Origin of the sequence: Sphingobacterium kyonggiense, from assembly GCF_039536825.1 — a bacterium.
GTDB classification, from domain to species: domain Bacteria; phylum Bacteroidota; class Bacteroidia; order Sphingobacteriales; family Sphingobacteriaceae; genus Sphingobacterium; species Sphingobacterium kyonggiense.
Genome location: NZ_BAAAZI010000004.1, coordinates 202,419 through 216,229 on the forward strand (window position 1 = coordinate 202,419; position 13,811 = coordinate 216,229).

Here is a 13,811-nt window from a genome sequence, read left to right on the forward strand (position 1 = left end):
CGACATCAGTAGTAAATAAGAACATGTTAAGTACAAAAGAAACTTTTAGACAAATTGAACAGGATAAAACCTTATCTGAGTATGCTGAATTTTATAAGCATCAGTTATTAAAGGATACGGTTCCTTTTTGGTTCCCAAAGTCCTTTGATAAGGAATTTGGAGGATACTTGCTTATGCGAGATGCTGATGGGAGCATCTTGGATACGGACAAGGCTGTTTGGATTCAAGGGCGGGCATGTTGGCTGTTATCTACCCTATACAATACTGTCGAGCAACGTGAGGAATGGCTGACAGGGGCAAAATTAGGATATGAGTTTTTAAGGGATAAATGTTTTGATGCCAATGGTAAGATGTACTTTCATGTGGACCGAGAAGGCAATCCTATTCGGATGCGTCGATATTTCTTTTCAGAGACCTTTGCGGTTATTGCATGTGCTGCTTATGCGAAAGCTAGTGGTGACCAAGAAGCAGCCGAAATGGCAAGATCGCTTTTTACCATTTGTTTGGAATATGCCAAAGGTGATCGACAAATAGATGCAAAGTATGAAAACACCCGTCCGAGTAAAGGAATTGGCATTCCGATGATTATGATCAATACAGCTCAACAACTTAGGGAAACGATTGGTGATCCACGTTGTGATGAGGCGATTTTAGCTTGGATACAAGAAATTGAAGAAAATTTCGTGAAGGATGATATCCGCTGCGTGATGGAACAAGTGGCCTTTGATGGATCCATTATAGATCATTTTGATGGTAGAACCTTAAATCCAGGTCATGCTATTGAAGGAGCATGGTTTATCTTGCATGAGGCAAAATACCGAGGTCATGACCCAAAATTAATTGATTTAGGCTGTCGAATGTTGGATTATATGTGGGAAAGAGGCTGGGATAAAGAGCATGGGGGGATTCTGTATTTCCGGGATGTTTATGATAAACCTGTTCAGGAATATTGGCAAGACATGAAGTTCTGGTGGCCCCAAAATGAAGCCATCATCGCTACTCTATTTGCGTATTTAATGACCGGAAATGAGAAATATGCTGAATGGCACAAACAAATTCATGATTATGCTTATGCTCATTTTCACGATAGGGAGCATGGTGAATGGTTTGGTTATTTGCATCGTGACGGGAAAATTGCCCAAACAGCAAAGGGGAATTTATTTAAAGGCCCCTTCCATCTTCCAAGACAAGAGTGGTATTGTTGGAAATTAATTGAAGACTTTAACCAAAGTAGTCATGATGATTAGGTTAGTATTTGTTCTCGTTCTATTTTTATGCAACAACAGCCTTTATGCTCAAAATAAAGCATCTGAGGCACTAATCCCCTATCCTACTGAAATTTCATGGAATACAGGACAGCTAAATGTCGCAGATGGTATTCGCTTTGAAGGATCAAAAAAAGGGATTGAAAAGGAATTAGCCATAGCCAAAACTATTTTCACAACGAATGGTGTAAACCTCTATAGTAATGGGAAAAAGCAAAAGTTGCATTCGATTAGCTTAAAGGTAGACCAAAAATTAAAAGATGACTTGGGTGATGAAGGTTATTTTTTGGATATAAATTCCAAAGGTATAGCCATTCGGGCGTTCAGCAATAAAGGATTATTTTACGCCTTACAAACCTTGAGGCAGTTTAAGTTTGAAAATAAAACCCTTCCTTTTGTATCGATAAAGGATGTTCCTCAATTCTCCTTGCGTGGTTTTTTGGTCGATGTGGGTAGAAATTATCAACCATTGGACATGTTGAAGGAGCAGATCGACATTATGTCTAAGTATAAGTTGAATTTGCTACATTTTCATTTTACAGAAGATATCGCTTGGCGACTGGAGAGTAAGAAGTTTCCGGGATTAATAGATGCGTCAAACATGACGCGTTGGCCTGGGAAATATTACAGCATAGCTGAATTTAAGGAATTGATTCGTTATTGCCAGGAGCGTCATATTCAATTTTTACCGGAGATTGATATGCCAGGGCATAGTGCAGCCTTTGAACGGTATTTTGGTTATTCTATGCAATCAGAGCAGGGCATTGCCCGGGTTAAGGAATTATTGGTTGAGTTTGCCGATCATTTCCCTGAAATAGCTGAGCTACATATTGGTGGTGATGAGGTAAAAATTACGAATAAGCAATTTATGCCTGAAATCACCAAATTTGTGGAACAATTGGGTTTCCGCACTTACGGTTGGGAACCTGGAAGTAATTTAGAAGAACAGACCATAAGGCAATTATGGATGGGTGGCGCGCAGAAGCTCGATCCGAAATCAAATAGACAGTATGTAGATTCCAAGCATCTTTACATTAACCATATGGACCCTTTAGAGACTGTAAGCACGTTGTTTTTTAGACGATTTGCAGAGGAAGCTAAGGAAACCGACCAACTAAGGGGCGCCATATTATGTTCTTGGCCTGATCGCGCTGTTGCAAAGCCTGAGGATATGTTTCTACAAAGTGCTATCTATCCGAGTATACTAACTTTTGGAGAAAGATCTTGGCAAGGAAATGGAGAATTAGGCTGGAAAGCAAACCTTCCAGATGAAAACATGCCTACCTTTAGGCAATTCCAAGATTTTGAACAACGATTATTGACGCATAAGGCGCTATATTTTAAAGATAAACCATTCCCGTTTGTGGCAAATAGCCACATGCGTTGGGAACTTATTGGTCCATTTGATAACGCTGGAGAAACTGCTCGAACATTCCCAATTGAAGCTAATCCTTTTGCATCAGATATTCCAGTAAACAAAATTGCACGAGGTGGTACAATTATTTTAAGGCATTGGTGGGCGGATGTCCTTCAAGGAACAATAGAAAATCCAAAACAAAACAGTACTTGGTATGCTCGCACAAAAATATGGTCTGATGAAGAAGGAATTAAAAACTTTTGGATTGGTTTTAATAACCTCTCTAGATCCTATGCGTCAGACAGCCCATCCTTGGGTACCTGGGATGACCTTGGAAGTCAAGTTTGGGTGAATAAACAGGTTATTCCTCCACCACATTGGAAACAAGCAGGACAGAAAGGCGCGATGGAAACCCCATTGATTGACGAAGGTTATTCATTTCGTGAGCCCACAGCTATTACCTTGAAAAAAGGATGGAATGAAGTATTAATCAAATTACCTGTTAGCAAATTATCTGGCAAAGATTGGGGGAATCCATTGAAATGGATGTTTACCTTTGTCCCATATCCATAAAACCTACAATTTACTTATATGAAAAATTTACTTTTAACCTGTTTAGCCGTTCTAGTTATCTGCACGATTCAAGCTCAAGAATCAGTGGTTTTCCGTTCAGGAGAAGATGGTTATGCGAGTTACCGTATTCCGGCACTTATCAAAAACAAAAATGGTGATTTAATAGCTTTTTCCGAAGGTCGAGTAGATCATGCTGGGGACTTTGGAAATGTGGACATTGTCTATAAAATCAGCCAAGACCAAGGTAAGACCTGGAGCAAACTGTACGTAGCTGCTGATTTTGATAAACTTCAAGCTGGTAATATGGCTCCTGTGGTAGACCTGACAGATCCTGCCTATCCGAAAGGACGTATTTTCTTATTTTACAACACCGGTAATAACCATGAAGGAGATGTCCGAAAAGGAAATGGTTTGCGAGAAGTATGGTATATTACCTCTACGGATGGAGCTAAAACATGGTCTGCCCCTGTAAATATTACGACTCAAACGCATAAACCGAAACAACCGGGTTTTAATCCGGATTATAATTTCTCCGAAGATTGGCGTACCTATGCAAACACTCCTGGTCATGCCTTTCAATTTGTTTCTGGTCCTCATAAGGGAAGGATATATGTAGCAGCAAATCACAATGCTGGTGATCCTAAACCGCAGGGAAAGGATTGGAATGCGCATGCGTATTATTCTGATGACCATGGAAAAAGCTTTAAACTAAGCCAAGATGTTTTATTTCCGGGCACAAACGAGTCAACTGCAGCACAAATTGGAGATAACGAAGTTTATATGAGTTCTAGAAATCAACAGATCACGCCGAAGCAACGTATTATCTCCCGTTCAACGGATGGTGGTGAAACTTGGGTATCTTCAACTCCAGATCCTAATCTACCAGATCCAATTAACCAAGGTTCTGTATTGTCTTGGAAAAAAGGAAAGAAATTTATCCTTGCTCATTTGAATGCAGCAGATCCAAACAATCGAGATAATTTGACTTTAAGACTTTCCAAAGATCAAGGGAAAACTTGGTATTTGAATAAGGTGATTGCTAAAAGCCCTGAGGGATACAAAGGATCATACTCAGCCTATTCCGATATGGTTCTTTTAAAGCCTAAGGTAATGGGAATCGTATATGAAAAAGATAATTATAAAGAAATCGTGTTTTTAACAGAAAAGCTTAAGTAATTTCTATAACAAATACACAAAAAAATGCCGCTAGCATAGCTAATAACCTAATTATTAGCAATTTTGCTAGCGGCTTTTTATCATTTTAGGGATTTGACTCTTTCAAAATGTTTGTTACAAACTTTCTCAACTTTATAAAAAATTTAGAATAATTATCTAATAAGAAAAAGGGCGAGTCATTATAATTTAAAGGGATTATTAGGCTAGTTCGTGTACGGAAGAAACTAAGATTTAAATTATTGAATGAAATTTATCCGTAATTTTGATTTAAATAATCAATGTGCAATCAGCCAATTTTAGAATTGCTGATTGATATTCTCGAAAAAGCTAATAAGCTTCGTGAAATCTACCTCATGTATTTGGTTTTTCTTAAGATAAGCTAAGGTGGTTTATATCGGATAGAAGTTTATTAGCTCGCAATTCTCAACCGGTCCTATAATCACCTTAGCGCATTAATATACTCTAGGGTATATGGTAAAATGTTCATTTCCTTGTATAACAAAGAAATGAACATTTTGTTAGATTGCTCGAATTACACCTAATTCCAAACCTCTTAATTCTGCTAATCCACGCAGTCTGCCAATAGCTGAATAGCCAGGGTTGGTTGTTTTCGCCAAATCATCTAACATCTGATGACCATGGTCTGGACGAAAAGGGATAGGTATTTCACGTTCTTGATTTTCCGCTACCAATCCTTTCATCACTTCGTACATATCCACATCGCCGTCTAAATGGTCCGCTTCGTAGAAGCTTCCCAATTCATCACGTTTTACATTTCTTAAGTGTACAAAATGTACTCGGTGTTTTACTTTATCAAAAATAGCCGGAAGGTCATTTGTTGGTCCTGCACCCAATGAACCGGTACAAAAACAGATACCATTAAATTCCTTGGGTTCTTCTGTAATTAAATACAATAAATCAGCCTCGTTGCTCATCACCCTAGGAAGCCCCAGGATTTGATATGGAGGATCATCGGGGTGAATGGTCATCTTAATTCCTTCGCTCTCACAGACCTCAGCTATTGCGTTCAGAAAGCTGATTAAATTCTTTCTTAAGCCATCGAAACCAATTTGTTTATAGGTTTCAATACTTTGTTGTAAGGATTCTAAAGATATATCACCTTCTCCGGGTATTCCCATCAAGACATTCTGTTGAAGATCAACTAAGGCTTGCTCATCCATTTTCTGGAATCGCTGTTCAGCTTCTGTTTGAATTTGCGAGGAGTAGTCTGCACTTGCATCTGGTCTTTTTAAAATATGAATATCAAAAATTGCCAGATCAATCCAGTCAAAATAGAGTGCTTTGGAACCATCCTTCATAAGTAGGTCCAATTGGGTTCTTGTCCAATCTAAAACGGGCATGAAGTTGTAACATACTGTTTTTATACCACATTGTGCAAGATTCTTAAGCGACTGTCTGTAGTTGATTAAATATTTTTCTGCATCTGCTGAGTTGGTTTTGATGGCCTCATGAACCGGTACAGATTCTACTACTGACCATACCAAACTTGCCTCTTCAATGATTTGCTTACGTTCAAGGATGTCCTCAATTGGCCATACTTCTCCATGTGGAATATGGTGTAAGGCCGTCACTATACCAGTAGCACCAGCTTGTTTTACATCATCTAAGGAAACCGGATCATTTGGACCATACCATCTCCAAGTTTGTTCTAAAAATTGCTTCTCTTTCATGTTATTTTTATACGCCGCACCATGCATTAAACCCACCATCTACAAAGATAGTCTCCCCTGTTACGAATGCAGAAGCATCACTTAACAGGTAGACTAATGTCCCTTCTAATTCTGAAGGATCCCCTAGACGACCGTAAGGAGTTCCATTGATGAACTTCTGCGCACGCTCAGCATAAGTACCATCTGGGTTGGTCAACAAGTTTCTATTCTGTTCGGTCAAGAACACACCAGGAGCAATAGCATTCACACGTACTTTATCGCCATAACGAATAGCTAATTCAGTAGCCATCCATTTGGTGAATCCATCGATACCATGCTTCGCAACCGTATAACCCAATACTCGAGTCAATGGGCGGCTAGCCGCTAAAGATGATATATTGATGATAGAACCTTTTCCTTTATCGGCAATGATTTCGCCAAATATTAATGTCGGAATAATAGTTCCATACAAGTTCAGCTCAATAGCCTTGATGGTGTCTTGGATTTTATTATCAAAAATAGATTGTTGTTCACCGATTGTTGCTCCAGGGATATTACCTCCTACGGCATTAATTAACCCATCGATACTGTCCCATTGTTGGAGTAAACTTTCTTTGGCAGCTTGCACTGAATCTTCATTCATGACATCTGCGACAAGGCCTATAGCTTTGGCCCCTAAGTTTTCAGCAGTTTGGACTGCTTCTTTAATTTTGTCTTCGCTTCTTCCAAGTATACATATTTCTGCGCCAGCCTCTGCAAGGGCATGGACAAATGATTTTCCTAAAACGCCTGTACCACCGGTTATAACGATTTTTTTGCCTTTTAGTGAAAATTGATCAAGAATTCCCATAGTTTGTGGTTAGATATTCTCCAATATTAATGAAATATCCTCAAAAATTAAGGGAAAAAGAAAATTACTTGGCAGTAATTGGGGTGATTTAGAAAAAAGAATTAAATTGCAGTACGATATTACCAATGAACAAGATACTATCTTTTGGAGAGATCCTAATTCGAAAACAGAGCATAGGGAATCATTTTTTTAAGAGTCCCGATAATTTACTGAAAATCTACCCTGGAGGCTCCGAAGCCAATGTGGCGGTATCATTAGCGCAGATGGGTGAAGAAGTACAATATGTATCCGCCTTCCCTGAGAATAAACTAAGTGAAGAAATCCTAGACTTTGTAGCAGACCTTGGTGTAGACAACAGCAAGGTTATTTGGTCTGGCGACCGCATAGGCAGCTATATCCTATTATCAGCAAATGGCTTATCATCTGGAGAGGTTATTTACGATAGAAAATATTCTAGTTTCAGTTTATTAAATCCAAATGATTTAAACATTGCTCAATTACTGGAAGGGGTCACATGGTTTCATTGGTCGGCTCTTACCCCTGCCTTGAATGAAAACATGGCAAAGCTCATGAAGGCTATTTTAGAAGAAGCAGCACATCGCGGCATTTATATTTCTGTAGATCTGAATTACCGAAGCAAACTTTGGCAATATGGAAAGCAGCCTCTTGACATAATGCCGGAGCTTGTAGAATATTGTGATTTGATTATGGGCAATATCTGGGCATCCAATAAAATGCTTGGCTCTTCAATTGATGAGCAATTCAATAGACAAACAAGTCAATCAGCTTATTTTGATTTTGCTAAAGGAAATTCAAAAGAATTGTTCAGCATGTTTCCAAAAGCAAAGCTGATCGCTAATACATTTCGATTCATTGATCATCCTCAGCATAACTTGTTTTATGGCACCTTGCATACCAAACAAGAACATGTGATCTCTAAAACTTATGAAACCCAAGAAGCAGTAGACCGTATAGGTAGTGGTGATGCTTTTATGGCTGGGCTCATTTATGCTTGCCGTCAAGGAATGAGCAATCAAGATATAATTGAAACCGCTACAGGAACTGGCTATTATAAGTTATTTGTAGAAGGTGATTTTGGTAATGGTAAATACAAATAAAATGAAAGAACAACTTTTAACAAATATCTTCAATTACCCTGTAATTCCTGTTTTTTACCACGATGACCTTCAAATCTGTAAACAGATTATGAAGGCATGCTATGATGGGGGCATTCGTACATTTGAGTTTGTAAACCGTGGTGCAGAAGCAAAAAGTAATTTTGCTGAACTACTCACTTACCGCAATACAGAATTCCCAGACTTAAAATTGGGTATTGGAACTATTTTGGATGCACAAACAGCGGAGGAATTTGTAGCCTTAGGAACAGACTTTTTAGTAAGCCCTATCTTTAATTCCAGCATAGCAGCAGTCGCTAAAAAGCATCGGTTACTCTGGATTCCAGGATGTATGACGCCGTCAGAAATAGCGCAAGCTCAAGAAGCGGGTTGTACTTTCATTAAATTATTTCCAGGGGAAACTTTAGGTCCTTCCTTTTTAAAGAGTATAAAACCTCTATTTCCGAAGTTGAAGTTCATGCCTACAGGTGGTGTAGATACAACAGAAGATAATATAAGAACTTGGTTTAAAGCCGGAGTAAGTGCAGTTGGATTAGGGTCTAAATTATTCAGTCAAAGTGATGCTGGATATGATTATGATCAAATTCAAGTCAATTGCTCGAAACTATTATCCTGGACGAAATAAGTTAGTTTATACTTCCTATAAACTAACTTCCAAGAGTTTTTTATTCTCTAATAATCGTTTTTCAAACTTGCGGATATTATCCTTATTGATCAAGACCTCCATGGTGATGGTTAGCTCGTCTTCAGTCAATAAAATATTCTTGATTTTGATCTGTTTTACCAAAGGGCGAATGGAATCTATGATTTCATCCTTTGCCGCCACATTATCGCGATGAAGAGTAAGTGTTGCCATTCTACCGATATTACGAATGATGTAATGGTTGATAAGCTTACCTGAAATTAAGATGATGAAACAAGCAAATAAGAATATAGCCGCTGTCAAGAAAACACCAAATCCGATAGCCATACCAATAGCCGCAGACATCCAAATAATACTTGCTGTGGTAAGACCATTGACATTGACACCATCTTTAAAGATCACCCCTGCCCCCAAGAAACCTATACCGGAGACAACATAGGAGGCAATCCTGGTAGCATCTTCTGATTCCCCAGCACCTAGCTTATAGGACAATAGCGAAAATAAGGTACTCCCAAGACAAATAATAGAAATGGTTTTAAATCCCGCAGCTTTATCCTTCCACTCCCTTTCAAAGCCTAAGACAAATCCCGCCAATAAGGATAAGACAGCTTTTAAAAGGTCATTCCATTCCCATTCAAATTGGTTAAGTATTAAATCTAAACTCATATTTCTTTTTCTTAAATCAATAAACAATCATGCCGTAAAAAGGTTAGTGCAGCATGTAAATTCATAGGTTTCTCTGTAAATATAAAAAACAAAATGGTCTGATTTCATATTGAAACCAGACCATTTTTGAATATGTTATTGAAATTCTTGTTAAGCCTTAGCTAGGGAATTCCAACGTCTTAATTATTAATCTTCTTCTTTAGAAGCTAATAATTGATCGTACTCTTCACGTGAACCAACAATGATGTTGCTGTACTGACGCAAACCTGTACCTGAAGGGATTAAGTGACCAACAATTACGTTTTCTTTCAATCCTAATAGGTTATCACGTTTACCAGCGATTGCTGCTTCGTTCAATACCTTAGTTGTTTCCTGGAAGGAAGCAGCTGAGATAAATGACTTCGTACCTAATGAAGCACGGGTAATACCTTGTAACAATGGACTTGAAGTAGCCGGGATAGCATCACGAACTTCTACAAGTTTCATGTCTTGACGTTTCAAGCTAGAGTTTTCCTCGCGTAATTTACGCATAGCAATAATCTGTCCTGGACGTAAAGATTTAGAATCACCTGCATCTACAACAACTTTCTTGTCGTATAATGAGTCGTTCTCTTCCATGAAATCCCATTTGTTTACTGCTTCTTTTTCTAAGAAACGAGTATCTCCTGGATCTTCGATATTCACTTTCTGCATCATTTGGTGAACGATGGTTTCGAAGTGTTTATCGTTGATTTTTACCCCTTGTAGGCGGTAAACTTCTTGGATACCATTTACGATATATTCTTGTACTGCAGAAGGACCTTTGATTGACAAGATGTCTGAAGGAGAAATCTGTCCATCGGATAAAGGCATACCTGCTTTGATAAAGTCATTATCCTGTACCAAGATGTGCTTAGAAAGTGGTACTAAGTATTTTTTAACTTGGCCATCACGAGACTCAATAGAGATCTCACGGTTACCACGTTTAACACCACCTAAAGATACAACACCATCGATTTCAGTTACAACTGCAGGGTTTGAAGGATTACGAGCCTCGAATAACTCCGTTACACGAGGAAGACCACCCGTAATATCTCGGGTCTTACCTGTAGAACGTGGAATCTTAACTAATACCGCACCTTCTTTCACTTTTTGACCGTCAGAAACGGAAACGTGAGCTCCTACTGGAATGTTGTATGAACGGATGATTTCACCTTTATTATCTAATACCTTGATAGTAGGGTTTTTCGTTTTATCACGAGTCTCGATAATTACTTTCTCTTTGTGACCAGTTTGCTCATCAGACTCTTCACGGAAGGTAATACCTTCGATGATCGCGTCAAATTCAACTTTACCGGCAAATTCAGAGATAATTACCGCGTTATATGGATCCCAGTCTACCAACTTAGTTCCTTTTTCTACTTGCTCGCCTTCTTTTACGAAAAGGTTTGAACCGTAAGGAATGATTTGTTGGTAAAGAACTTTACGATCTTCATTTACAACTTTAATCTCACCTGAACGACCTAATACTACTTGGAAAGGACCATCTTCACCTTCTTTTTCAACAGTACGAACATTTTCAAATTCGATCTTACCGTCGTATTTAGCGATGATAGAAGATTCTGCAGCAATGTTGGAAGCCGTACCACCGACGTGGAACGTACGAAGTGTTAACTGCGTACCTGGCTCACCGATGGACTGTGCAGCAATTACACCTACAGCCTCACCTAATTGAACACGCTTACCTGAAGCTAAGTTACGTCCATAACAACAAGCACATACTCCGCGCTTAGACTCACAAGTCAATACTGAACGGATTTCCACGCCTTCGATTCCAGCGTTTTCAATAGCTTCAGCAATTTCTTCTGTGATATCTTCGTTTGCAGCTACAATTAGCTCTTCAGTTTCAGGATTAACAACATCGTTCAACGGTGTGCGACCTAGGATACGGTCATATAATGGTTCAACGATATCATCATTATCTTTCAAGGCAGTTGTGTAGATACCACGAAGACCATTACAGTCTTGCTCTACAACAATCATATCTTGAGCCACGTCATGTAAACGACGAGTTAAGTAACCCGCATCCGCCGTTTTTAACGCCGTATCCGCAAGACCTTTACGCGCACCGTGGGTCGAGATAAAGTACTCTAATACGGATAATCCTTCTTTAAAGTTCGATAAAATCGGGTTTTCGATGATTTCCCCTCCAGAAGTACCTGACTTCTGTGGCTTGGCCATCAAACCACGCATACCACATAACTGACGAATCTGCTCCTTAGAACCACGAGCTCCTGAATCCAACATCATGTATACTGAGTTGAAACCTTGGTTGTCGTTTGAAAGGATATCCATTACGTGTGCAGTCAATCTGTTGTTGATACGTGTCCAGATATCGATGATTTGGTTGTAACGCTCGTTGTTGGTAATGAAACCCATGTTATAGTTGTTCATTACTTCTTCTACTTCATTCGTAGCTTGAGCAATCAAATCAGCTTTAGCAGCAGGGATATTCAAATCTTGCAAGTTGAAGGAAAGACCTCCTTTAAATGCAGTTTGGAATCCTAATTCTTTCATATCATCCAAGAATTTAGCCGCACGTGCCATACCAGTGTTCTTAACGATTTCACCGATGACATTACGTAGGGATTTCTTGGTTAATAATTCATTGATATATCCTACTTCTTCCGGAACGATCTGGTTAAAGATCACACGACCTACTGTAGTATCAATGATAGCGTCTTTAAATTCGCCTTCTTTTGTTTTAATACGAGTCTTAACCTTGATGAATGCGTGAAGATCTACTTTTCCTTCGTTCAAAGCGATGATAACCTCTTCTGCAGAATAGAAAGTACTTCCTTCACCTTTCATTACTAATTTATCATCAGTTTTACGGCCTTTAGTGATGTAGTAAAGACCCAATACCATGTCTTGAGATGGTACAGTAACTGGCGAACCGTTAGCTGGGTTAAGGATGTTGTGTGCTGCCAACATTAAGATTTGGGCTTCCAAAATTGCAGCATTACCTAAAGGTAAGTGAACTGCCATCTGGTCACCATCAAAATCGGCGTTGAACGCTGTACACACTAATGGGTGTAACTGAATAGCTTTACCCTCTACTAAAGTAGGTTGGAAAGCCTGAATACCCAAACGGTGAAGCGTAGGAGCACGGTTTAGTAATACTGGGTGACCTTTCAATACATTTTCAAGGATATCCCATACTACTGGATCTTTGCGATCTACGATTTTCTTAGCAGATTTTACCGTCTTTACAATTCCTCTTTCAATCATCTTACGGATGATGAACGGTTTGTAAAGCTCAGCTGCCATATCTTTAGGAAGACCACACTCGTGTAATTTCAAGTGAGGACCTACAACAATTACAGAACGTGCAGAATAGTCAACACGCTTACCTAATAAGTTCTGACGGAAACGACCTTGTTTACCTTTTAAGATATCAGACAAGGATTTTAAAGCACGGTTACCCTCTGTCTTAACTGCGTTTACTTTACGCGAGTTATCGAATAAAGAGTCTACCGCTTCTTGAAGCATACGCTTCTCGTTACGTAAGATTACTTCTGGTGCTTTGATCTCGATCAAACGTTTCAAACGGTTGTTACGGATAATTACACGACGGTATAAGTCGTTCAAATCCGAAGTCGCGAAACGACCACCATCCAAAGGTACTAATGGACGTAATTCTGGTGGAATAATAGGAACGATTTTCACGATCATCCACTCAGGGCGGTTCTCGATGTGATCATTAGCACCACGGAAAGCTTCAACTACGTGAAGACGCTTTAAAGCCTCATTCTTACGTTGTTGTGAAGTTTCATTAGCTGCTTGGTGACGAAGATCGTACGATAATTGGTCAAGGTCTAGACGTTTTAATAAATCCTCTAGTGCCTCAGCACCCATTTTCGCTACGAATTTCTGTGGATCAGTATCATCCAAGTACTGGTTTTCTTTTGGAAGGGTATCCAAAATATCCAAGTACTCTTCTTCTGTTAAGAAATCCATGTAAGAAATACCATCATCTTCTTTGATACCTGCCTGAATAACAACATATCTTTCGTAGTAGATGATCATATCTAATTTCTTAGTAGGAAGACCTAATAAGTAACCGATTTTGTTTGGAAGAGAACGGAAGTACCAGATGTGTGCTACAGGAACCACCAAGTTGATGTGTCCCATACGCTCACGACGTACTTTCTTCTCAGTAACCTCAACACCACAACGGTCACACACGATACCCTTATAACGGATACGTTTGTATTTACCACAGTGACATTCGTAATCTTTTACAGGACCGAAAATACGCTCACAGAATAATCCGTCACGCTCAGGCTTGTAAGTACGGTAGTTGATGGTTTCTGGTTTAGTAACTTCACCACTTGAGCGCTCCAAAATAGTCTCTGGAGATGCTAAGCTGATCGTAATCGATGTAAAGTTACTTTTGATTTTATTATCTTTTTTGTAAGACATACTTAGTAAAA

At 39.1% G+C, this 13,811-nt stretch carries 9 protein-coding genes; 5 read left to right on the forward strand and 4 right to left on the reverse strand.

The features are described from left to right. The first annotated feature begins 23 nt into the window (after positions 1-23). Genes ABD676_RS02005 through ABD676_RS02015 form a run of 3 tightly spaced genes read left to right on the forward strand, consistent with a single transcriptional unit; the run spans position 24 to position 4,371 of the window. Positions 24-1,247, forward strand: coding sequence for an AGE family epimerase/isomerase (locus ABD676_RS02005; RefSeq protein WP_344673001.1), 1,224 nt, complete (start codon positions 24-26; stop codon positions 1,245-1,247). After that, positions 1,237-3,195: a family 20 glycosylhydrolase gene (locus ABD676_RS02010; RefSeq protein ID WP_344673002.1), complete on the forward strand. Its 1,959-nt coding sequence runs from the start codon at positions 1,237-1,239 to the stop codon at positions 3,193-3,195. The genes ABD676_RS02005 and ABD676_RS02010 overlap by 11 nt, the downstream gene beginning before the upstream one ends. Positions 3,196-3,213: 18 nt before the next feature. Beyond that, on the forward strand, positions 3,214-4,371 hold the full coding sequence (locus tag ABD676_RS02015) for a sialidase family protein (protein ID WP_344673003.1): 1,158 nt from the start codon (positions 3,214-3,216) through the stop codon (positions 4,369-4,371). 518 nt (positions 4,372-4,889) lie between these two features. Here the strand turns inward: ABD676_RS02015 and uxuA are convergent. Together uxuA and ABD676_RS02025 are read right to left on the reverse strand one after the other, a co-directional pair. Then, positions 4,890-6,062, reverse strand: coding sequence for a mannonate dehydratase (gene uxuA, locus ABD676_RS02020; protein WP_344673004.1), 1,173 nt, complete (start codon positions 6,060-6,062; stop codon positions 4,890-4,892). A gap of 7 nt (positions 6,063-6,069) precedes the next feature. Beyond that, the gene (locus tag ABD676_RS02025; RefSeq protein ID WP_344673005.1) at positions 6,070-6,891 is read right to left on the reverse strand and encodes an SDR family oxidoreductase; all 822 of its coding nucleotides are present in this window, start codon (positions 6,889-6,891) and stop codon (positions 6,070-6,072) included. 125 nt (positions 6,892-7,016) lie between these two features. Here ABD676_RS02025 and ABD676_RS02030 point away from each other — a divergent pair, with 125 nt between their 5' ends. Both ABD676_RS02030 and ABD676_RS02035 read left to right on the forward strand, forming a co-directional pair. Beyond that, on the forward strand, positions 7,017-8,009 hold the full coding sequence (locus tag ABD676_RS02030) for a PfkB family carbohydrate kinase (RefSeq protein WP_344673006.1): 993 nt from the start codon (positions 7,017-7,019) through the stop codon (positions 8,007-8,009). A gap of 1 nt (position 8,010) precedes the next feature. After that, a complete protein-coding gene (locus ABD676_RS02035) occupies positions 8,011-8,652 on the forward strand; it encodes a beta/alpha barrel domain-containing protein (protein WP_344673007.1) in 642 nt (213 codons plus the stop codon). A gap of 15 nt (positions 8,653-8,667) precedes the next feature. On the opposite strand, the gene ABD676_RS02040 is transcribed toward ABD676_RS02035, so the two are convergent. Continuing rightward, positions 8,668-9,336: an MgtC/SapB family protein gene (locus tag ABD676_RS02040; RefSeq protein WP_344673008.1), complete on the reverse strand. Its 669-nt coding sequence runs from the start codon at positions 9,334-9,336 to the stop codon at positions 8,668-8,670. Positions 9,337-9,522: 186 nt separating this feature from the next. Next, a complete protein-coding gene (rpoC, locus tag ABD676_RS02045) occupies positions 9,523-13,800 on the reverse strand; it encodes a DNA-directed RNA polymerase subunit beta' (RefSeq protein WP_344673009.1) in 4,278 nt (1,425 codons plus the stop codon). Between the last annotated feature and the right edge of the window lie 11 nt (positions 13,801-13,811).